Source organism: Citrobacter sp. Cpo071 (assembly GCF_030332765.1).
GTDB lineage: Bacteria > Pseudomonadota > Gammaproteobacteria > Enterobacterales > Enterobacteriaceae > Citrobacter > Citrobacter portucalensis.
Genome location: NZ_JAOWHE010000076.1, coordinates 102,762 through 125,240, shown reverse-complemented (window position 1 = coordinate 125,240; position 22,479 = coordinate 102,762). Strand labels below are relative to the sequence as shown.

Genomic DNA, 22,479 nt, shown 5'->3' with positions numbered 1-22,479 from the left:
TCCCCACTGCTGCCTCCCGTAGGAGTCTGGACCGTGTCTCAGTTCCAGTGTGGCTGGTCATCCTCTCAGACCAGCTAGGGATCGTCGCCTAGGTGAGCCGTTACCCCACCTACTAGCTAATCCCATCTGGGCACATCCGATGGCAAGAGGCCCGAAGGTCCCCCTCTTTGGTCTTGCGACGTTATGCGGTATTAGCTACCGTTTCCAGTAGTTATCCCCCTCCATCGGGCAGTTTCCCAGACATTACTCACCCGTCCGCCACTCGTCACCCAAGGAGCAAGCTCCTCTGTGCTACCGTTCGACTTGCATGTGTTAGGCCTGCCGCCAGCGTTCAATCTGAGCCATGATCAAACTCTTCAATTTAAAAGTTTGATGCTCAATGAATTAAACTTCGTAATGAATTACGTGTTCACTCGTTGAGACTTGGTATTCATTTTTCGTCTTGCGACGTTAAGAATCCGTATCTTCGAGTGCCCACACAGATTGTCTGATAAATTGTTAAAGAGCAGTGCCGCTTCGCTTTTTCTCAGCGGCGCGGGGTGTGCATATTACGCCATCCCGCTACGAAGTCAAGCATTTAATTTCGCTTTCTTCGCCGGAGTTCTCAGTGGAACCCCGCTGACCCGGCGGCTTGTAATCCGTTGTTCCGTGTCAGTGGAGGCGCATTATAGGGAGTTATTTCAGGCTGACAAGGGGAAATTTAAAATAACTTTCCGAGTGCGTGTTTTTTCACCAAAACCACCATTAACATGCCATAAAATAAGCAAATTGCCGTTTTTGCAGCCGCAATCACACTTCCAGGTGGCATACTAATGAATAAGAAAAAGAGTAAGGAAGAACATTCATGCCGTTAAATGCCCAACAGCTAGCCGCACAGAAAAACTTGTCCTACGTTCTGGCCGAAAAGCTGGCTCAGCGAATATTAAAAGGTGAATACGCGCCGGGTGCGATATTGCCTGGCGAAATAGAGCTGGGCGATCAGTTTGGCGTGAGTCGCACCGCGGTAAGAGAGGCGGTAAAAACATTAACGGCAAAAGGTATGGTATTACCGCGCCCACGTATTGGCACACGCGTCATGCCGCAAGCAAACTGGAACTTCCTTGACCAGGAGCTGCTCACCTGGTGGATGACGGAAGATAATTTCCCGCAGGTCATTAAACATTTTCTGGTGATGCGTATCAGCCTGGAGCCTCAGGCGTGCTTACTGGCGGCGACTATAGGTACGGCTGAACAGAAAGCGCACCTCAACACGCTGATGGAAGAGATGGTCGAGCTGAAAAGAAACTTCAGACGCGAACGCTGGATTGAGGTTGATATCGCCTGGCATGAGCACATCTATGAAATGAGTGCGAATCCGTTCCTTATATCCTTTGCATCTCTGTTCCATTCGGTTTACCAGACCTACTTTACCTCTATTACCTATAACGATGTGGTGAAACTGGATTTGCACCAGGCCATTGTCGACGCAATAGATGATAACGATGGCGATCGCGCCTTTGCTGCCTGTCAGGCATTGCTGATAGCACCGAACGTGCTACCGGATAAATAATATGTCAGAAAAGAAATCACGCAGTATGGCCGGGCTACCGTGGATAGCAGCCATGGCCTTTTTTATGCAGGCACTAGACGCCACGATCCTCAATACCGCCCTACCCGCAATAGCACATAGTCTTAACCGCTCTCCACTCGCCATGCAGTCGGCCATTATCAGCTATACCCTGACTGTCGCGATGCTGATCCCGGTAAGTGGTTGGCTGGCAGACCGATTTGGTACCCGACGCGTCTTTATGATTGCCGTTAGCCTGTTTACGTTGGGATCGCTGGCCTGTGCGCTGTCCAGTTCCTTAAGCGAGCTGGTGATTTTCCGTGTCATTCAGGGGATCGGTGGCGCCATGATGATGCCCGTTGCCCGTCTGGCGTTATTGCGTGCTTACCCCCGCAGCGAACTGCTTCCCGTGCTTAACTTCGTCACCATGCCAGGACTTGTGGGGCCGATTTTAGGTCCGGTATTGGGCGGTGTACTGGTTACATGGGCCAGCTGGCACTGGATCTTCCTGATTAATATTCCAATTGGCATTGCCGGTATCTTCTATGCCCGCAAATATATGCCGAACTTCACCACGCCACGCCGCGGTTTTGATATGACCGGTTTCTTTCTGTTTGGTTTGAGCCTGGTGTTGTTTTCCAGCGGCGTTGAATTGTTCGGTGAGAAGCTTGTCGAGACCTGGGTCGCACTCGGTATTATTCTTGCCAGTGTGTTGTTACTACTCGCCTATATTCGCCATGCGCGTCGCCACCCAACGCCGCTGATATCGCTTCCGATATTTAAGACTCGGACCTTTTCTGTTGGGATCGCCGGAAACCTCGCCACTCGCCTGGGTACAGGCTGTGTGCCCTTCTTAATGCCGCTGATGTTGCAGGTAGGATTTGGATATCCGGCTCTGATAGCCGGCTGCATGATGGCGCCAACAGCGTTAGGTTCAATTCTGGCAAAATCCATGGTGACGCAGGTACTGCGCAAACTCGGCTACAGGACCACATTGGTGGGTGTTACGGTATTTATCGGCCTGATGATTGCGCAGTTCGCTTTGCAATCTCCTGCCATGCCGATCTGGATGCTAATCCTGCCGTTGTTCATTTTAGGTATGGCGATGTCCACCCAGTTTACTTCAATGAATACCATCACTCTGGCGGATCTGACCGATGAAAATGCCAGCAGCGGCAACAGCGTATTGGCCGTTACTCAGCAGTTATCAATCAGTTTAGGGGTTGCCATCAGCGCCGCCGTTCTACGTATCTATGAAGGTATGGAAGGAACCAATACGGTCGAACAGTTCCACTACACCTTTATGACGATGGGCGCTATCACGGTAATATCCGCGCTGATGTTCATGCTGCTAAAAGCCAAAGATGGACGTAACCTGATCAAAGATCGGCACAAACCTAAACCGACCCCCGCTCCATCAGAACAGGAGTAAGCTGCAAACGCTGTTGCTGTAATGCGGGCTGCGCCATCCGGTGAATTAATACATCGATGGCCAGTTCGCCCAATTCATCTTTTGGTTGGTGGATGGTCGTCAGGGGCGGCGTCATATAGCGCGCCAGCTCGATATCATCGTAACCCACCACAGCCATATCCTGCGGAATGCGCAATCCTGACTGGTACAGAGCCTGATACGCGCCAACTGCCATTGCATCATTGCCGGTAAAAACGGCCTGCGGTCGCTGTTTATGCGACAGCAACGTTTGCATAGCTTCAAAGCCGCCGCCGAACTCAAAGTCACCGGTAATCTCATAGCCTTCCGGGACAGGCAACCCCGCCCGCTTCATTGCTGCCCGATATCCTTCCAGACGCAAACGCGCCGGGGTTTTATCCAGCGGCCCGGTGATGCAGGCAATGCGCGTAAAACCTTTTTCGATAAGATGTTGCGTGGCTAAATCACCGCCCAGCAAGGAGTTATCCTGAATCAGATCGCTTTCACCATCAAAAGGCGACCAGTCCATCATCACGGTCGGTATAGAAGGATAACGCTGCATTATCTCTCTGGAAGGCTGATGTGTTTCGGTGCAGAGCAGCAACAAGCCGTCCACACGTTTTTGCATCAGAGTTTCCAGGTTACGGTTCATGCGCTGTTCATCGCCTTCGGTATTGCACAGCACCAGGCTGTAGCCGCGCTCAAAACAGCTACGTTCAACGCCGCGCACCAGCTCAGAATAGAAGGGATTGGTACTGGCAGTGATTAACATGCCAATCGTACGAGTCTGGTTTAACTTGAGGCTACGCGCCAGCGCGGAGGGCGCGTAGTTAAGCGCTTTAATTGCAGCTTCTACTTTGTCAGTGACGGACTCACTGACAAAGCGATCTTTATTAATGACGTGAGAAACCGTCGACGTGGAAACACCCGCCAGGCGGGCGACGTCCTTCATTGTAGCCAAGCGTTACCTCTGTTGACTTAAAAACGCTTCTATTTCTTCGCGCCACGGAACGGAAGGCTGTGCACCTTTACGGGTAACCGCAATCGCCGCAGCGGCATGCGCAAAACGGATCGCTTCAGGCAGCGGAGTCTCTTCCAGCAACGCCGTAATTAACGCGCCATTAAAGGTGTCTCCAGCGGCAATAGTATCAACGGCTTCCACTTTAAAACCGGGCACACGCTGTCCTTCGCCATTAACGCTGGCCCACACACCGCGACTACCTAAAGTAATCAGTACAGTATGGATACCTTTAGCGTGCAATGCCTGCGCCGCTTTGGCCGCGTCTTCATCATTTTCGACCCGGATCCCCGTCAGCTTTTCAGCCTCGGTTTCATTCGGGGTAATAATATCCACCAGCGCCAGCAGTTCATCAGAAAGTTCACGTGCCGGTGCCGGGTTCAGGGCGACCATGGTCTTATTTTGATGTGCAATCTTTGCTGCAGTCAGTACGCTTTCGATCGGCGATTCTAACTGCATAAGTAAGGCGGAGGCCTGCGCAATGCGATCGCGCTGTGCTTCCACCAGCGCAGGAGAAAGGGCTGCGTTTGCACCGGCGTGAATGCCGATAACGTTCTCACCTTCACCATTCACAAAAATCAGTGCCACACCGGTCGATTCCCCCGAAATTACGCTAATCGGCGCGATATCGATGTTGTCTTTGGCTAACTGTTTACGCACACTTTCGCCAATATCATCATCGCCCGTACAGGCAATGAATGCGATATTAGCGCCACTACGACCCGCAGCAACAGCCTGATTCGCGCCTTTACCGCCAAATGCTACCTGATAATGGCTACCAGTTACGGTTTCACCAGGTGTCGGGAAAGAGTTAAGGTTAAGGATGTGATCGGCATTGATACTGCCAAGAACAACGAGGTTGCCTGCGGTTTTCATATTTGGTGTTCCAAGTCAAAGTGCGCCACCGGGTTAGGGTGGCGCGTGCCCTGCTTTTCTTTTTACGCTTTCATCCCCAAAATCAGATACGGGGATGGCGTATTTATGTCTCCATCAGGCCGCGAGCGACCTGAATCGGTATTACTGCTTGATGACCAGCTTCAGGTCAACCGGATATTTAGCCTGAACCTTCTCGCCTTTCAGGACTTTATCCGCAGTCTCAACGCCTTTCGCGCCGATCTGATCCGGCAACTGAGCAATGGTCGCAGCCAGTTTGCCATCATTTACTGCTTTTTCGCCATCTGGAGTGCCGTCAAATCCAACCACCATCACATCAGATTTACCCGCGGTTTGCAGTGCGCGCAGCGCACCCAGCGCCATTTCATCGTTCTGGGCAAATACGGCCTGCACATCAGGATGCGCGGTCAGCAGGTTCTGCATGACGTTCAGACCTTTGGTGCGGTCGAAGTCTGCCGGCTGGCTGGCCAGTACGTTAAATTTGTGTGCCGCAACGGCCTGCTGGAAACCTTCGCCACGCTCACGCGCCGCTGAAGTTCCGGCAATCCCCTGCAGTTCGATAACTTTCGCGCCTTCACCTGCTTTCTTCGCGATGTAATCACCCGCAATTTTGCCACCCAACACGTTATCAGACGCGATGTGGCTTACCACTTCGCCTTTGGAGGCAACACGGTCAAGGGTAATAACCGGAATTTTTGCCTGGTTAGCCATCTTCACAGCATTACCAACGGCATCAGAGTCAGTCGGGTTGATCAGCAGAATTTTAGTTCCACGAACCGTTAAGTCCTGAACGTTAGCCAGCTCTTTCGCCGGATTGTTCTGCGAGTCCAGAATCACCAGGTTGTAACCCAGCTTATCCGCCTCTTTTTGCGCCCCATCCTTCAGAGAAACAAAGAACGGGTTGTTGAGGGTGGAGACCACCAGCGCAATGGTATCTTTCGCCATCGCATTCGCGCTCACGGTGGCGCTCAGCGCAACAGCAGAAACCAGGGTAGCCAGTTTTTTCATGTTCATATTTAAGATGTCCTGTAATCGTTGTTACTGCTTTTTGTTGTCTACCAGTACCGCCAGCAAAATCACCACCGCTTTGACGATCATCTGGTAATAGGAGGATACACCTAACAAATTCAAACCATTATTGAGGAAACCAAGAATCAATGCGCCGATCAGCGTCCCAACAATACGTCCTTTACCACCCGCCAGGCTGGTACCGCCTAACACCACCGCTGCGATAGCATCCAGCTCATAGCCAGTACCTGCTGTTGGTTGCGCAGAGGAGAGGCGCGCGACTTCAATGATGCCCGCCAGCGATGCCAGCAGACCGCACAGTGAGTAAACGATAATTTTGATTTTACTGACGCTGATACCAGACAAACGCGTTGCCGCTTCGTTACCGCCCAGCGCGTAGATATAACGGCCCAGACGAGTGTGGTGCAGCATGTACCACGCCGCGAGGAAGACAATCCCCATGATCCACACTGGCGTAGGGATGCCTAACGGACGACCAATACCAAACCAGCCAAACAGATCGGCATTGTCAGTAAACCCGGTATTAACCGGACTGCCGTTGGTGTACACCATGGTCACGCCGCGCAGCAGCAGCATCATCACTAGCGTTGCAATAAACGCCTGCACCCGGCCTTTCGCAACAATCACCCCGGTGACTGCGCCAATGGCAGCGCCGAGCGCCAGGGCCGCAGCAACAGCCACCAGCGCATTGACCTCAATCCCTACAATTGAAGCCGCAACCGCGCCGGTAAGCGCCAGCAAGGAACCGACGGACAGATCGATACCCGACGTCAGGATGACCAGCGTCATGCCAACGGCCATGATGGCGTTCACCGACGTTTGCTGGAGAATGTTGAACAGGTTATTAACGGTAAAAAAGTTAGGGCTCATGGTGGAAACAATCGCGATCAGCACTAACAGAGCGATGAGCGACTTTTGCTCCAGAAGCCATGCTTTAGTGAAATAACGGCGACCAGAAACAGCCTGGGTAGTCATCTTTTTTACTCCTGATTCACGCGATTAAGCTTGCCCACAGCGGCAGCCATTAATACTTCCTGAGTGGCCTGCTCGCGAGTGAACTCACCGCCGAGATGCCCTTCATGCATAACGATAATTCGATCGCTCATGCCCAATACTTCTGGCATCTCAGAGGAGACCAGAATGATGCTCAGCCCGTCAGCCTTAAACTGGTTGATAAGCTGATAGATTTCTTTCTTGGCTCCAACGTCAACGCCGCGCGTTGGTTCATCAAGGATCAACACTTTTGGCCGGGTCATCAGACCGCGCGCAATCGCCACTTTCTGCTGGTTACCACCGGAAAGCAGGCCGATAGCCTGTTCCATTGATGGTGTTTTAACATTGAACAGACGAATAAAATCACCCACCGCCTGCTGCTCATCTTTATGTTTAAGGCTTCCACCGGCGCGGCTGAAATAACGCAGCGCGGTCAGTGACATGTTCTCTTTCACCGACATGCCCAGCACTAAGCCATCGCGTTTACGGTCTTCAGAAATATAGACGATGCCGTTAGCCAACCCATCCTGCGGCGAACGGGTAACCACTTCATGGCCATCAAGCGTGACGTAACCGCTGGTGCGCGGCAATGCGCCGTACAACACTTTCATCAGTTCGGTACGTCCGGCCCCCATCAGCCCGGATACGCCAAGGATCTCGCCTTTACGCAGCGTGAACGAAACATCGTTTACGCCAGGACCGCACAGGTTATCGACCTTCAGGCGAATATCACCCGGCGCTTTTTCCAGGCGCGGGTACTGATCTTCCAGCTTACGTCCCACCATCATTTCAATCAGCGAGTCTTCAGTCAGCGAGGCAACTTCACGTTCGGCAATAAACTGCCCGTCGCGGAAGACGGTTACGTCGTCGCAAATCTCGAAGATCTCTTTCATACGGTGAGAAATATAGACAATGCCGCGTCCCTGGGATTTCAGTTCGCGGATGACGCGGAACAGGGATTCGGTTTCAGTGTCGGTGAGGGCATCCGTCGGTTCATCCATAATGATGACCTTCGATTCAAAGCTCAGCACTTTGGCAATTTCGACCATCTGCTGATCGCCAATCGACAGCTCACCAACCAGTCTGTCGCTTTTAAAGCGCAGATTCAGTTTGGCGAGCAGCAGATCGGCTTCGGCGTACATCTTCTTCCAGTCAATTTTGCCAAAGCGATTCACAAACTCACGGCCAAGAAAAATGTTCTCGGCGATAGTGAGTTGCGGGATCAGGTTCAGCTCCTGGTGGATGATACCGATTCCGGCTTCCTGGGAGGATTTCGGGCCGTTAAAGGTGGTCTCTTTCCCCAGCCACAATAAAGAACCGGCATCACGGGTATAGATCCCGGTCAGCACTTTCATCATGGTGGATTTGCCCGCGCCGTTTTCGCCCACCAGCGCCATTACGCGGCCAGGGTAGACATTCAGCGCGGCGCCGGATAGCGCTTTTACGCCCGGGAACGCTTTATCGATCCCTTTGAGTTGCAGTAATGCGTTCATGATGGCCTCAGAACGTGACGCCAGCACAGAGAATGATATTCGCATACGGAGAACATTCTCCGCTGCGAATTACCGCCTGACTGTCTGCGGTTTGTTTTTTGAATTGTTCATGCGTGGTGTAACGAATTTCTATGGTGTTTCCCTGGTGTTGTTGCAGTTGCTCAATGTGGCTGAGCAACGTTTCGTGGAGTTGCGGATTATGTTGTTTAATTTCCGACGCGAGAATGACCGCCTCGACCTGCATTTCACGTGTGACCACATCCAGTACCTGCATAAAAGAAGGTACGCCCTGGGTTAATGCCATATCAATACGCGTTGTGCTGTTCGGGATGGGTAAACCTGCATCACACACCACCAGCGTATCGGTATGCCCCAGACGGGAGATCACCGTTGAAATTTCAGAGTTGAGTACCGTGCCTTTCTTCATTTTCTTTCCCCACTAGCGAAACGTTTCGCTGAAGATAAGTGTAGTGCGAAGAGTGGACAGAAAACCACCGCGACGTTACGAAAATGTGATCGCCATCGAAACGTTTCGCAAGGATTATCATTTGATGAAATGAAAACTGAGAGGGGCAAAACAAAACGCCCCCTTTCGCGATGAAAGAGGGCGTCGATGAGATTAAATCTCTACCTGAGTACCAAGTTCAATAACCCGGTTCGGTGGGATTTCAAACTGGTCCGGCGCGCGCAGCGCGTTGCGCTGTAGCAGCAGATACAGCTTGCCGCGCAGACGCAGGTACCATGGCCGCTTGCCTACAATCAACGACTCATGCGACATGAAGAAGGACGTTTCCATCATCCGACAGCTTAAGCCTTCCAGACCGCAGCGATGGAACACTTCCTCCACGTTCGGCGTTTCGCGCCAACCGTAGCTGGCCACCACGCGCCAGAAGGTGGGCGATAACTGCTCAATCTGCACTCTACGCACGTTGTGAACATAGGGCGCATCTTCCGTGCGCAGCGTCAGCAGAATAACGCGCTCATGCAGCACCTTGTTATGCTTGAGGTTATGCAGAAGCGCAAACGGGATGACGTTCAGTGCGCGGGACATATACACCGCCGTTCCCGGCACGCGTACCGGTGGCGATTTCTCCAGAGAAGCAATCATCGCCTCCAGAGAGTTACCGTGCTCATGCATGCGACGCAGCAGACGGAAGCGTTCGCTTTTCCAGGTGGTCATGATGGTGAACATCACCAGACCCAGCGTCAGAGGCAGCCAACCGCCAGAAATAAGCTTATCGAGGTTCGCGGAGAACAGCGGAACATCGACGCACAAGAACGCCACCAGGATCAGGAAGACGAAGTATTTATTCCAGTGCCAGTTTTTGCGCGCCACGGTGGTCGACAGAATTGAAGTCAATACCATCGTCCCCGTTACCGCAATCCCATACGCCGCGGCAAGGTTACTGGAGTGTTCAAAGCTCACAATCACGATAACTACCGCAAAATAGAGCATCCAGTTAACGAAAGGAATGTAAATCTGGCCCGATTCCATTTCCGAGGTATGGATGATACGCATCGGCGATAAATACCCCAGACGTACGGCCTGACGCGTCAGCGAGAAGACGCCGGAGATAACCGCCTGAGAGGCGATAACCGTTGCCAGCGCGGCGAGGATCAACAATGGAATTAATGCCCAGTCCGGCGCCAGCAGGAAAAACGGGTTTTTGATCGCTTCAGGATGCTTTAACAGCAACGCGCCCTGCCCAAAATAGTTCAGCACCAGTGAAGGCAATACCACGGAGAACCATGCCAGACGAATCGGCAATTTACCGAAGTGGCCCATATCCGCATACAGCGCTTCAACACCGGTAATCGACAGCACCACCGCACCCAGCGCGATAAAGGACAGCGTTTTGAATTCGAGGAAGAAATGCACCGCCCAATACGGATTGAGCGCCTGCAGCACTTCCGGATTGCCAATAATACTGCGCACACCTAATACCGCGAGCGTCAGGAACCATAGCAGCATAATCGGCGCAAACAGCTTACCGACCATGCCGGTACCGTGTTTTTGAATCAAAAACAGCAGGGTCAGCACAATTATTGAGAGCGGAACAATCCAGGTATCCAGTTGCGGGGCAACTATCTCCAGACCTTCAATTGCAGACATCACCGAAATGGCTGGCGTAATCACCACTTCACCATAGAAGAAGCTGCCGCCTATCAATCCCATAATGACCAGCATGGAGGTTGTTCGCGCCGAGGTATTACGCCCGGCCAATGACATCAGCGTCAGGATCCCGCCTTCTCCGGCGTTATCTGCGCGCATGACAAACGTCAGGTATTTAATGGAGACAACAAAGATCAGCAGCCAGAAAATCAGCGAGAGAAAACCAAATACGGCATCACGTTCAACGCCAAAACCAAACTGGCCGGACAAACATTCACGAAGCGTATAAAGTGGGCTGGTACCAATATCACCGTAGACAACCCCAATGGCCGCAAGGGTAATCGCAGACAATGATTGTTTATTATCAGTGCTCATAGACTCGTCTTTCGTTTATACACATCATCTTTCAAGTCACTCCGTGTGGGCTGCATTCGTTATTCCCCCCATCCCAGAAGAAAACTCCATTGCCGCCTTGGTGCAGCTTGATTGATTTGGTGTATATATAAGAAATGTGTGCGTCGTCCCTTGGCCCACAAAAAGGCGCACAGTATGCACGATTAATCACAAAATCGTACCCCTAAATGAGACCAGATTAATCTGGCTCAAAGAAAAATAAGCGCACCTTCAGTCTATTACTGCAATGGTGTGAAGCATCTATACTCGCAGTTTATGCAGTACATTTGGCGAAAGGACGCCACTTCATTATGGCTCACCCACATTTATTAGCGGAAAGAATTTCCCGTCTGAGCAATGCGCTGGAAAAGGGACTTTATGAACGTAGCCACGCCATTCGTCTGTGTCTGCTGGCAGCACTCAGCGGCGAGAGCGTTTTCTTATTAGGTCCCCCGGGGATCGCAAAAAGCTTAATTGCCCGCCGACTGAAGTTTGCCTTCCAAAACGCACGCGCTTTTGAATACCTGATGACGCGCTTCTCTACGCCCGAAGAGGTGTTTGGTCCGCTGTCCATTCAGGCGTTAAAAGACGAAGGTCGCTATGAACGCTTAACGGCGGGCTATCTTCCTGAAGCTGAAATCGTTTTTCTCGATGAAATCTGGAAAGCAGGCCCGGCAATTCTTAACACCCTGTTGACCGCCATTAACGAACGTCACTTCCGTAACGGCGCGTATGAAGAAAAAATTCCGATGCGTCTGCTGGTGGCGGCTTCCAACGAACTGCCTGAAGCCGACAGCAGCCTGGAAGCGCTGTACGACCGTATGCTGATTCGTCTGTGGCTGGATAAAGTTCAGGACAAGGCCAATTTCCGCTCCATGCTGTTAAGTCAGCAGGATGAAAGCGACAATCCGGTCCCGGCATCATTGCAGGTGACGGATGAAGAGTATCACCAGTGGCAAAAAGACATTGGTGCGATCAAGCTTCCCGATCGCGTGTTTGAGCTCATTTTCACGCTGCGCCAGCAGTTGGACGTGTTACCGAATGCACCTTATGTATCCGATCGTCGCTGGAAAAAAGCGATCCGCTTACTCCAGGCCAGCGCTTTCTTTAGCGGACGCGATGCGGTAGTACCTATCGACCTGATCCTGCTGAAAGATTGCCTGTGGTACGACGCACAAAGCCTGAATCTGATGCAACAACAGCTTGAAATATTGATGACCGGACACGCCTGGCAACAGCAAGCCATGCTGACGCGCCTGGGCAGCATTGTGCAGCGCCGCATTCAGCTCCAGCAGCAGCAAAGCGATAAAACGGCGTTCACGGTGATCCGCCAGGGCGGAATGTTCAGCCGTCGTCCTCATTATGATTTACCGCCAGAAGCCTCGTCTTCGGTCGTGACATTACTGCTGCAAAAGCCTTTAAAACTGCATGATATGGAGGTTATCCATATAGCTTTCGAACGTGGCGCGCTGGAACTGTGGCTAACAAAAGGCGGTGAGATCCGCGGAAAACTAAACGGGATCGGCTTTGCCCAAACGCTGAATATGGAAGTCGATAGCGCACAGCATCTGGTTGTACGCGATGTCAGTTTACAAGGTTCTCGCCTGGCGCTGCCGGGTGCTTCGCAAGAGAGTATGCCCGCAGAGATAAAACAGGAGCTTGAAGCGCTCGATAATGAGTGGCATCAGCAGCACAGCGCATTCAGCGAACAGCAAAAATGCCTGTTTATTCATAGCGACTGGTTAGGCCGCATTGAGGCCAGCCTGCAGGATGTCGGGGCGCAAATCCGCCAGGCGCAACAATGCTGACCCTTGATACGCTCAACATCATGCTGGCAGTCAGCGAAGAGGCGATGATCGAAGAGATGATCGTCGCCCTGCTGGCTTCCCCAAAGATGGTGGTATTTTTTAAAAAATTTCCTCGCCTTAAAAAAGCGATCACTGACGACATTCCCCGCTGGCGTGAATCATTGCGTAGCCGCCTCAAAGATACCCATGTACCGCCGGAGCTGATGGAGGAGGTTATGTGCTATCAACAAAGCCAGCTCCTCTCTCATGCGCAGTTTATCGTTCAGCTACCGCAAATATTATCCCTATTGCACCGCCTCCATTCGCCTTGGGCCGGACAAGCGCAGCAACTGGTCAATGACAACAGCACCTTTACGCCCGCCCTACATACGCTTTTTCTCCAGCGCTGGCGCCTGAGCCTGGTGGTGCAAACCACAACGCTGAATCAGCAACTGCTGGAAGAAGAGCGCGAGCATTTGCTCAGTGAAGTACAAGAACGGATGACCCTCAGCGGGCAACTGGAACCTGTACTGGCAGAAAATGACAACGCAGCAGGCCGGTTGTGGGATATGAGCGCGGGCCAAATCAAGCGCGGTGATTATCAGTTGATGGTGAAATACGGCGAATTTCTGACGCAACAACCCGAACTCCAGCGCCTGGCCGAGCAGTTAGGTCGTTCCAGAGAGGCGAAATCCGTGCCGCGTAAAGATGCGCCAATGGAAACCTTCCGTACCCTGGTGCGCGAACCTGCAACCGTCCCGGAGCAGGTGGATGGCATCCAGCAAAGTGACGATATCCTGCGCCTGCTACCGCCAGAGCTGGCCACGCTGGGCATTACCGAACTGGAATACGAGTTCTACCGACGGCTGGTGGAAAAACAACTGCTCACCTACCGCCTGCACGGCGAAGCATGGCGTGAAAAAGTAACGGAACGTCCGGTGGTGCATCAGGATTTTGACGAGCAGCCGCGCGGGCCTTTTATCGTCTGCGTTGATACCTCGGGATCGATGGGTGGATTTAATGAGCAGTGTGCGAAAGCCTTTTGTCTTGCGCTAATGCGCGTTGCCCTTGCCGATAACCGGCGCTGTTTCATTATGCTGTTTTCAACAGAAGTGGTGCGCTATGAGCTTTCCGGTCCGGAGGGCATCGAACAGGCGATCCGCTTTTTAAGTCAGCGCTTTCGTGGTGGCACTGATATTGCCAGCTGTTTTCGCGCCATAATTGAGCGCATGCAGGGTCGGGAATGGTTTGATGCCGATGCGGTGGTGATCTCAGATTTTATCGCTCAGCGATTGCCCGATGAGGTCGTCAGCAAAGTAGGGGAATTACAGCGGGTACACCAGCACCGTTTTCACGCAGTGGCGATGTCAGCACATGGCAAACCCGGCATCATGCGCATTTTCGATCATATCTGGCGCTTTGATACCGGGATGCGAAGCCGCCTGCTCAGACGCTGGCGGCGTTAATTGTTACAGCAGAGATGCGACGCTTTCACGTACCTGGGCTGGCCATACGCCACACTGAACCTGACCAATGTGAGGTAATTGCAGCAACAGCATGGTCAGACGCGACTGCCCAATGCCGCCACCAATTGTCTGCGGCATTTCACCGCGCAGCAGCGCCTGGTGCCACTCCAGACTCAGGCGATCTTCATCACCGGTCAGAGACAGCTGGTGTTTCAGGGCGTCAGCATCCACACGAATCCCCATAGAAGACAGCTCAAACGCATCTTCCAGAACCGGGTTCCAGACCAGAATATCACCGTTCAGACCGGCATGACCCAGCTCGGACGCTGAACTCCAGTCATCATAATCGGGCGCACGTACGTCATGACGGTGACCGTCACTGAGCTTACCGCCGATCCCCACCAGGAATACCGCACCCAGCTCTTTAGCGATCGCACGTTCACGACCTTTTGCATCAAGATCCGGATAACGAGATAACAACTCCTGGCTATGAACAAAGTGGATCTGCTCTGGCAGGAACGGTGCCAGACCAAACTCTTTGCTAACCGCAGCTTCGGTGGCCTTAATTCCCGCCCAGATAGCCTCTACCGTGCTTTTCAGAGTGGAGAATTGACGCTCACCGTCGCCCATCACGCGCTCCCAGTCCCACTGGTCAACGTACACTGAGTGCAGCGGGGAGAGGCGATCTTCATCGGGACGCAGGGCTTTCATGTGCGTGTACAGCCCCTCGCCTGCGCTAAAGTCGTGTTGTCCTAACGTTTGACGCTTCCACTTCGCCAGTGAATGAACCACTTCGAATTGAGCGTCTGGCAATGCTTTAACCTTCACCTGCACCGCTTTCTCACAGCCCGACAAGTTATCCTGCGTGCCATCTCCAACGCGGCTGAGGATCGGCGCCTGAACTTCGATAAGGCCTAAACGCTCTTCCAACTGGCGAGAAAAATGAGATTTTACGAAGCTAATTTGACGTTGTTTGGCAATGTAAGCGGTTTTCATTATGTGTACTCCTGTGTCCTGTTACCTATGATTAAGCAACAGAATGGAGGTAATATTCAATAATCAACAAACAAAAAGCCGACTTCGATTTTGATTCGTTAAAAATTACGTCTAAAATAGAGTGAATCATTAATCTACATAAGAAAAACCTATGGAAAATTATCAGATCGACAATCTGGACCGCGGCATTCTTGACGCCTTAATGGAAAATGCCCGTACTGCCTACGCAGAATTAGCCAAACAGTTCGGCGTCAGCCCTGGAACAATTCACGTTCGCGTAGAAAAGATGAAGCAGGCGGGGATCATTACCGGCGCGCGGATTGATGTCAGTCCCAAACAATTGGGTTATGACGTCGGCTGCTTTATCGGCATCATCCTGAAAAGTGCGAAAGACTATCCGTCAGCGCTGGCCAGACTGGAAAGCCTCGATGAAGTGACCGAAGCGTATTACACCACCGGGCACTACAGCATCTTTATTAAGGTGATGTGCAAGTCGATCGACGCATTGCAGCAGGTACTTATCAACAAGATCCAAACAATTGACGAAATTCAGTCCACTGAAACGCTGATCGTCCTGCAAAACCCGATCATGCGTACCATCAAGCCGTGATCGCTTTTTTTAATACCCTGGTTTTCCACAGGTAGATCCCAGCTCGCTCACAGCGTACAATACGCCCTCTTTATAAAGGTGGGCGATCATGGCAGACATCACTCTTATCAGCGGTAGTACGCTTGGCAGTGCGGAATATGTAGCAGAGCATCTGGCTGAAAAGCTGGACGACGCCGGTTTTTCCAGCGAAATACTGCATGGGCCAATGCTTGAAGAGGTTCCAACTGACGGGATCTGGCTGATTATCAGCTCCACGCACGGTGCGGGAGATATTCCTGACAACCTGCAGCCTTTATATGATGCGTTACGCGAGCAAAAGCCGGACCTGTCACTAGTGCGCTTTGGTGCAATCGGGATCGGCAGTCGTGAATATGACACCTTTTGCGGCGCAATCGACAAGCTGGAAGCCGAATTGAAGGCCTGTGGGGCAAAACAGATCGGCGAAACCCTCAGGATCAACGTGCTGGAACATGAAATTCCGGAAGATCCGGCTGAAATTTGGCTGGGATCGTGGCATCCGTTGCTCAGAGATTTGTAAAGATCGTACTTTTTTATGTGGATAACTCTGGTTAAAAGCTTGGATCAACCGGTAGTTATCCCAAGAACAACCGTTGTTCAGTTTTTGAGTTGTGTATAACCCTTCATTCTGATCCCAGCTTATACGGACCAGGATCACCGATCATTCACAGCTAATGATCCTCAGCAACCTGTTGATCTTACTTAAAGGATCGTCCTTATCCACAGAAAGGTGCGATCCTAATAAGAGATCACAATAAAACAGATCTCTAAATAAAAAGATCTTCTTTTTAATACCCAGGATCCCAGGTCTTTCTCGATTGACTAAAGTTGAGTAGAATCCACGGCCCGGGCTTCAATCCATTTTCACACCGCGTTATGCGAGGCAATTACCATGTTTTATCAGGATCCTTTTGACGTCATCATCATTGGCGGGGGTCATGCAGGCACCGAGGCCGCAATGGCCGCGGCGCGAATGGGTCAACAGACTCTGCTTTTGACACACAATATCGACACTCTGGGGCAGATGAGCTGCAACCCGGCGATCGGCGGTATTGGGAAGGGACACCTGGTAAAAGAAGTGGATGCGCTTGGTGGGTTAATGGCAAAAGCGATCGACCATGCGGGTATCCAGTTTAGGATACTAAACGCAAGCAAAGGGCCAGCCGTTCGCGCTACCCGAGCTCAGGCCGATCGTGTGCTCTATCGCCAGGCGGTACGCACTGCGCTGGAGAATCAACCCAATCTGATGATCTTCCAACAGGCGGTTGAAGATCTGATTGTTGAAAACGATCGTGTCGTGGGCGCAGTGACCCAAATGGGACTGAAGTTCCGTGCTAAAGCGGTCGTATTAACCGTGGGGACATTCCTCGACGGCAAAATTCATATTGGTCTGGATAACTACAGCGGTGGCCGCGCTGGCGATCCGCCGTCCATCCCGCTGTCACGCCGTCTGCGTGAACTGCCGCTGCGCGTCAGCCGCCTGAAAACCGGTACACCGCCGCGTATCGATGCGCGCACGATTGATTTCAGCGTGCTCGGCCAGCAAAACAGCGATAACCCGATGCCGGTCTTCTCATTCCTGGGCGATGCTTCTCAACATCCGCGCCAGATGCCGTGTTACATCACGCATACCAATGAGAAAACCCATGACGTGATCCGCAATAACCTCGATCGTAGCCCAATGTATGCTGGCGTGATCGAAGGTATCGGCCCACGCTACTGCCCGTCGATCGAAGACAAAGTGATGCGCTTTGCCGATCGTAACCAGCATCAGATCTTCCTCGAACCGGAAGGACTGACCTCTAACGAAATTTACCCGAATGGCATTTCCACCAGCCTGCCGTTCGATGTGCAGATGCAAATTGTCCGCTCCATGCAGGGGATGGAAAATGCCAGAATCGTCCGCCCAGGCTACGCGATTGAGTATGATTTCTTCGATCCGCGTGACCTGAAACCAACTCTGGAAAGCAAATTCATCCAGGGTCTGTTCTTTGCGGGCCAGATTAACGGTACAACCGGTTATGAAGAAGCCGCCGCACAAGGCATGCTGGCTGGTCTGAACGCCGCACGTTTGTCTGCTGAAAAAGAGGGGTGGGCACCGCGTCGCGATCAGGCTTATCTTGGCGTGCTGGTGGACGACCTGTGTACGCTGGGCACCAAAGAACCGTACCGTATGTTCACATCTCGCGCTGAATACCGTTTGATGCTGCGTGAAGATAACGCCGACCTGCGTCTGACCGAAATTGGTCGTGAACTGGGTCTGGTGGACGATGAGCGCTGGGCTCGCTTCAACGAGAAGCTGGAGCGCATCGAACAGGAACGCCAACGTCTCAAATCAACCTGGGTGAATCCGTTAGCGGAATCCGCAGCAGAAGTGAATGCTCACCTGGCGACACCTCTGTCACGTGAAGCGAGCGGTGAAGATCTGCTGCGTCGCCCGGATATGACCTATGCTCAGTTGACCTCTTTATCTGCGTTCGCACCCGCGCTTGATGATGCTCAGGCCGCAGAACAGGTTGAGATTCAGGTGAAATACGAAGGGTATATTGCCCGTCAGCTGGAAGAAATTGAAAGACAACAGCGCAATGAAAACACCCTGTTGCCTGCAACGCTGGATTATCGTCAGGTCTCTGGCTTGTCGAATGAAGTTATCGCTAAGCTGAACGATCACAAACCCGTTTCGATCGGTCAGGCATCGCGTATTTCCGGCATAACGCCTGCCGCCATCTCCATTCTGCTGGTATGGCTGAAAAAACAAGGTATGCTGCGCCGCAGCGCTTGATAACACTATTTTGGCGGGAGCGCTTCGCTTGCCCGCCGTACAAATTTGTTGGCCCGATAAGCGAAAGCGCATCGGGCATTTGATTATTAACAGGTAACGACCGTGCTCAACAAACTCTCTCGTCTGCTGGCTGATGCCGGTATTTCTCTTACCGATCACCAGAAAAATCAGCTGATTGCGTATGTCGATATGCTGCACAAATGGAACAAAGCCTACAACCTGACGTCGGTGCGGGATCCAAACGAAATGCTGGTGCGCCATATTCTGGACAGCATTGTCGTTGCACCGTATCTGAAGGGTGAGCGTTTTATCGATGTAGGTACGGGACCGGGCCTGCCGGGAATTCCGCTCTCTATCGTGCGTCCAGAAGTGCATTTCACACTGCTCGATAGCCTGGGAAAACGTGTTCGTTTCTTGCGTCAGGTGCAGCATGAGCTTGCGCTTACTAACATCACTCCAGTGCAAAGCCGTGTTGAAGAATTTCCTTCAGAACCGCCGTTTGATGGGGTGATTAGCCGTGCTTTCGCTTCACTCAATGATATGGTGAGCTGGTGTCACCATTTGCCGGGCCAGAATGGGCGTTTTTATGCGCTAAAAGGGCAGTTGCCTGCAGATGAAATTGATTCGCTGCCAGCAGAATTCAGCGTTGAGTCCGTCGAAAAATTACGCGTTCCGCAGTTGGATGGTGAACGTCATTTGGTGGTTATTAAGCCAAACAAAATTTAATTTTTATCAAAAAAAATAGAGAAAAAACGGCTTTTCAGGTGTTAAAAGTCATAGGTAATAGTGTGGTTAAATGTCGTTACATTTCACTAGTGTCTTACGGTTTTGCATCATAACTATAACGTACCGTTTTTTGTTAAAAGCGAAACAAGTCAGCTGTGAAAATATCAGTCTGCTAAAAATAGAACGTAAGAATCACCGCTCGTGTTAATTTTTTATTATAAATGTCAATGAGCGGTTTTTTTGTTGTTAGGCGTTGTTTTTGAAATAGTGGCTATTTTTACGCTTAAATATCAAAAAGATGAAAAGGCATCAATTGCCACGTAAATAAATTATGCGAAGGTGAATATGTTCAATATGTGATCTGGTGCACGCTTTGACGCCAGTGTTTTCGCGGCATTTGCAGTTTTGCATGATCGTTCACAGTTTGCCTAAAAGTAATAAATGTGGGGCAGCGAAAAATATTTAAACATTTATTCACTTTTTAGCTACTTATTGTTTGAAATCACGAAGGCGCACCGTATAATTTGTCCGCTTTTTGATGCTTGACTCTAAGCCATAAAGAACGTTTTATACGACACGCGGCATACCTCGAAGGGAGCAGGAGTAAAAACGTGATGTCTATGTCGCTCTTGAGTCGAAACGTTGCTCGTAAGCTTTTGCTCACACAGCTTCTGGTTGTAATAGCAAGTGGATTGCTGTTTAGCCTCAAAGACCCTTTCTGGGGCATCTCCGCGTTGTGTGGAGGATTGGCAGTGTTACTGCCTAATGTGTTGTTTATGATATTTGCCTGGCGTCACCAGGTACATACACCAGCGAAAGGCCGAGTAGCCTGGTCGTTCGCTTTCGGCGAAGCCTTCAAGGTATTAGCGATGCTGGTGTTGTTGGTGGTGGCGTTGGCTGTTTTGAAAGCGGTATTCATGCCGCTGATCGTTACGTGGGTTTTGGTGCTGGTGGTTCAGATACTGGCGCCGGCTGTAATTAACAACAAAGGGTAAAGGCATCATGGCTTCAGAAAATATGACGCCGCAGGATTACATAGGACACCATCTGAATAACCTTCAGTTGGACCTACGTACATTCTCGCTGGTGGATCCGCACAACCCCCCAGCCACCTTCTGGACGCTCAATATTGACTCCATTTTCTTCTCGGTGGTTCTGGGTCTGTTGTTCCTGCTTATGTTCCGTAGCGTAGCCAAAAAGGCGACCAGCGGCGTACCAGGTAAATTTCAGACCGCGATTGAGCTGGTAATCGGCTTTGTGCATGGTAGCGTGAAAGACATGTACCATGGCAAAAGCAAGCTGATTGCTCCGCTGGCCCTGACGATTTTCGTCTGGGTATTCCTGATGAACTTGATGGATTTGCTGCCTATCGACCTGCTGCCGTACATCGGTGAGCATATCTTTGGCCTACCGGCTCTGCGTGTGGTTCCGTCTGCTGACGTGAACATCACCCTGTCGATGGCGCTGGGCGTATTTATCCTCATTCTGTTCTACAGCATCAAAATGAAAGGCATCGGTGGCTTCGCGAAAGAGTTGACGCTGCAGCCGTTCAATCACTGGGCGTTCATCCCTGTCAACTTAATCCTTGAAGGGGTAAGCCTGCTGTCCAAACCAATCTCTCTTGGTCTGCGACTGTTCGGCAACATGTATGCCGGTGAGCTGATTTTCATTCTGATTGCTGGTCTGTTGCCGTGGTGGTCACAGTGGATCCTGAATGTGCCTTGGGCCATTTTCCACATACTGATTATCACGCTGCAAGCCTTCATATTTATGGTTCTGACGATTGTCTATCTGTCGATGGCATCTGAAGAGCATTAATTTACCAACACTACTACGTTTTAACTGAAACAAACTGGAGACTGTCATGGAAAACCTGAATATGGATCTGCTGTACATTGCTGCCGCTGTGATGATGGGTCTGGCGGCAATCGGTGCTGCGATCGGTATCGGCATCCTCGGGGGTAAATTCCTGGAAGGCGCAGCGCGTCAACCGGATCTGATTCCTCTGCTGCGTACTCAGTTCTTTATCGTTATGGGTCTGGTGGATGCAATCCCAATGATCGCTGTAGGTCTGGGTCTGTACGTGATGTTTGCTGTCGCGTAGTAAGCGTTGCTTGAATTAAGAGCAATATCAGAACGTTAACTAGATAGAGGCATTGTGCTGTGAATCTTAACGCAACAATCCTCGGCCAGGCCATCGCGTTTGTCCTGTTCGTTCTGTTCTGCATGAAGTACGTATGGCCGCCATTAATGGCTGCCATCGAAAAACGTCAAAAAGAAATTGCTGACGGCCTTGCTTCTGCAGAACGAGCACATAAGGATCTTGACCTTGCAAAGGCCAGCGCGACCGACCAGCTGAAAAAAGCGAAGGCGGAAGCTCAGGTAATCATCGAGCAGGCGAACAAACGCCGTGCTCAGATCCTGGACGAAGCTAAAACTGAAGCAGAGCAGGAACGTACTAAAATCGTGGCACAGGCGCAGGCGGAAATTGACGCCGAGCGTAAACGTGCTCGCGAAGAGCTGCGTAAGCAAGTTGCTATCCTGGCTGTTGCTGGCGCCGAGAAGATCATCGAACGTTCCGTGGATGAAGCTGCTAATAGCGACATCGTGGACAAACTTGTCGCTGAACTGTAAGGAGGGAGGGGCTGATGTCTGAATTTATTACGGTAGCTCGCCCCTACGCCAAAGCAGCTTTTGACTTTGCCGTTGAGCACCAAAGCATTGACCGTTGGCAGGATATGTTGACGTTCGCCGCTGAGGTGACAAAAAACGAACAAATGGCAGAGCTTCTCTCTGGCGCGCTGGCGCCGGAAACGCTCGCTGAGTCGTTTATCGCCGTGTGCGGTGAGCAGCTGGACGAAAGCGGCCAAAACCTGATTAGGGTTATGGCTGAAAATAACCGTCTGAATGCGCTCCCGGATGTTCTTGAGCAGTTTATTCACCTGCGTGCAGCCAGTGAGGCTATCTCTGAGGTAGAAGTCACTTCTGCCAATGCACTGAGTGATGAACAGCTTACGAAGATTAGTGCTGCGATGGAAAAACGTCTGTCACGCAAAGTTAAGCTGAATTGCAAAATCGATAAGTCTGTAATGGCAGGCGTAATCATCCGAGCGGGTGATATGGTCATTGATGGCAGCGTACGCGGCCGTCTTGAGCGCCTTGCAGACGTCTTGCAGTCTTAAGGGG

Annotated in this window: 21 protein-coding genes and 1 rRNA gene; 13 read left to right on the top strand and 9 right to left on the bottom strand. The window is 51.4% G+C overall.

Annotated features, from left to right (window positions below):
- Window positions 1-363: ribosomal RNA gene (locus OGY09_RS08845) — 16S ribosomal RNA — on the bottom strand; the annotation flags it as partial.
- A 481-nt stretch (window positions 364-844) separates the two neighbouring features.
- Between OGY09_RS08845 and OGY09_RS08840 the strand changes: the two genes are divergently transcribed.
- Both OGY09_RS08840 and mdtD read left to right on the top strand, forming a co-directional pair.
- Entirely contained in the window at window positions 845-1,549 is a 705-nt protein-coding gene (locus OGY09_RS08840) for a FadR/GntR family transcriptional regulator (protein ID WP_003023753.1), read from the top strand.
- 1 nt (window position 1,550) lies between these two features.
- Window positions 1,551-2,978 (top strand): multidrug transporter subunit MdtD, encoded by a 1,428-nt coding sequence (gene mdtD / locus OGY09_RS08835; protein WP_008786557.1) that lies wholly within the window; start codon window positions 1,551-1,553, stop codon window positions 2,976-2,978.
- Here the strand turns inward: mdtD and rbsR are convergent.
- The 7 genes from rbsR to kup all read right to left on the bottom strand — a co-directional run bounded on the left by rbsR (window position 2,944) and on the right by kup (window position 10,890).
- Window positions 2,944-3,936: a ribose operon transcriptional repressor RbsR gene (rbsR, locus tag OGY09_RS08830; protein ID WP_003023757.1), complete on the bottom strand. Its 993-nt coding sequence runs from the start codon at window positions 3,934-3,936 to the stop codon at window positions 2,944-2,946. The genes mdtD and rbsR overlap by 35 nt on opposite strands.
- Before the next feature lie 3 nt (window positions 3,937-3,939).
- On the bottom strand, window positions 3,940-4,869 hold the full coding sequence (gene rbsK, locus OGY09_RS08825; RefSeq protein WP_008786556.1) for a ribokinase: 930 nt from the start codon (window positions 4,867-4,869) through the stop codon (window positions 3,940-3,942).
- Window positions 4,870-5,010: 141 nt separating this feature from the next.
- The gene (gene rbsB, locus OGY09_RS08820; protein ID WP_003023760.1) at window positions 5,011-5,901 is read right to left on the bottom strand and encodes a ribose ABC transporter substrate-binding protein RbsB; all 891 of its coding nucleotides are present in this window, start codon (window positions 5,899-5,901) and stop codon (window positions 5,011-5,013) included.
- A 24-nt stretch (window positions 5,902-5,925) separates the two neighbouring features.
- Window positions 5,926-6,891, bottom strand: a complete 966-nt coding sequence (gene rbsC / locus OGY09_RS08815) for a ribose ABC transporter permease (protein ID WP_003826999.1) — start codon at window positions 6,889-6,891, stop codon at window positions 5,926-5,928.
- A 5-nt stretch (window positions 6,892-6,896) separates the two neighbouring features.
- Window positions 6,897-8,402 (bottom strand): ribose ABC transporter ATP-binding protein RbsA, encoded by a 1,506-nt coding sequence (gene rbsA / locus OGY09_RS08810; RefSeq protein WP_003023764.1) that lies wholly within the window; start codon window positions 8,400-8,402, stop codon window positions 6,897-6,899.
- Between the two features lie 7 nt (window positions 8,403-8,409).
- Window positions 8,410-8,829: a D-ribose pyranase gene (gene rbsD, locus OGY09_RS08805; protein WP_032945475.1), complete on the bottom strand. Its 420-nt coding sequence runs from the start codon at window positions 8,827-8,829 to the stop codon at window positions 8,410-8,412.
- Between the two features lie 192 nt (window positions 8,830-9,021).
- Window positions 9,022-10,890, bottom strand: coding sequence for a low affinity potassium transporter Kup (gene kup, locus OGY09_RS08800; RefSeq protein ID WP_003827003.1), 1,869 nt, complete (start codon window positions 10,888-10,890; stop codon window positions 9,022-9,024).
- Between the two features lie 329 nt (window positions 10,891-11,219).
- Here kup and ravA point away from each other — a divergent pair, with 329 nt between their 5' ends.
- The gene (gene ravA / locus OGY09_RS08795; protein ID WP_020996042.1) at window positions 11,220-12,716 is read left to right on the top strand and encodes an ATPase RavA; all 1,497 of its coding nucleotides are present in this window, start codon (window positions 11,220-11,222) and stop codon (window positions 12,714-12,716) included.
- Window positions 12,710-14,161, top strand: coding sequence for an ATPase RavA stimulator ViaA (viaA, locus tag OGY09_RS08790; protein WP_003827006.1), 1,452 nt, complete (start codon window positions 12,710-12,712; stop codon window positions 14,159-14,161). Before ravA ends, viaA begins: the two co-directional genes overlap by 7 nt.
- A 3-nt stretch (window positions 14,162-14,164) precedes the next feature.
- On the opposite strand, the gene asnA is transcribed toward viaA, so the two are convergent.
- Window positions 14,165-15,157, bottom strand: a complete 993-nt coding sequence (gene asnA, locus OGY09_RS08785; protein ID WP_003827009.1) for an aspartate--ammonia ligase — start codon at window positions 15,155-15,157, stop codon at window positions 14,165-14,167.
- Window positions 15,158-15,308: 151 nt separating this feature from the next.
- Between asnA and asnC the strand changes: the two genes are divergently transcribed.
- The 9 genes from asnC to atpH all read left to right on the top strand — a co-directional run bounded on the left by asnC (window position 15,309) and on the right by atpH (window position 22,475).
- Entirely contained in the window at window positions 15,309-15,767 is a 459-nt protein-coding gene (gene asnC / locus OGY09_RS08780) for a transcriptional regulator AsnC (protein WP_003023780.1), read from the top strand.
- Between the two features lie 88 nt (window positions 15,768-15,855).
- Window positions 15,856-16,305 carry an FMN-binding protein MioC gene (mioC, locus tag OGY09_RS08775; RefSeq protein ID WP_032945473.1) on the top strand — a complete coding sequence of 150 codons (450 nt, stop codon included), beginning with the start codon at window positions 15,856-15,858 and terminating at the stop codon, window positions 16,303-16,305.
- A 372-nt stretch (window positions 16,306-16,677) separates the two neighbouring features.
- Window positions 16,678-18,567 carry a tRNA uridine-5-carboxymethylaminomethyl(34) synthesis enzyme MnmG gene (mnmG, locus tag OGY09_RS08770; protein ID WP_003827014.1) on the top strand — a complete coding sequence of 630 codons (1,890 nt, stop codon included), beginning with the start codon at window positions 16,678-16,680 and terminating at the stop codon, window positions 18,565-18,567.
- 102 nt (window positions 18,568-18,669) lie between these two features.
- Window positions 18,670-19,293, top strand: a complete 624-nt coding sequence (gene rsmG / locus OGY09_RS08765) for a 16S rRNA (guanine(527)-N(7))-methyltransferase RsmG (protein WP_032945471.1) — start codon at window positions 18,670-18,672, stop codon at window positions 19,291-19,293.
- Between the two features lie 614 nt (window positions 19,294-19,907).
- Window positions 19,908-20,288, top strand: a complete 381-nt coding sequence (gene atpI / locus OGY09_RS08760) for a F0F1 ATP synthase subunit I (protein WP_003827019.1) — start codon at window positions 19,908-19,910, stop codon at window positions 20,286-20,288.
- 7 nt (window positions 20,289-20,295) lie between these two features.
- A complete protein-coding gene (atpB, locus tag OGY09_RS08755; protein WP_003023792.1) occupies window positions 20,296-21,111 on the top strand; it encodes a F0F1 ATP synthase subunit A in 816 nt (271 codons plus the stop codon).
- 46 nt (window positions 21,112-21,157) lie between these two features.
- Window positions 21,158-21,397, top strand: a complete 240-nt coding sequence (gene atpE / locus OGY09_RS08750; protein WP_003023794.1) for a F0F1 ATP synthase subunit C — start codon at window positions 21,158-21,160, stop codon at window positions 21,395-21,397.
- A 59-nt stretch (window positions 21,398-21,456) separates the two neighbouring features.
- Complete coding sequence (atpF, locus tag OGY09_RS08745; RefSeq protein WP_003827022.1) at window positions 21,457-21,927, top strand: F0F1 ATP synthase subunit B; 471 nt, start codon at window positions 21,457-21,459, stop codon at window positions 21,925-21,927.
- Between the two features lie 14 nt (window positions 21,928-21,941).
- Window positions 21,942-22,475, top strand: coding sequence for a F0F1 ATP synthase subunit delta (gene atpH / locus OGY09_RS08740; protein ID WP_003827024.1), 534 nt, complete (start codon window positions 21,942-21,944; stop codon window positions 22,473-22,475).
- Window positions 22,476-22,479: the final 4 nt, after the last annotated feature.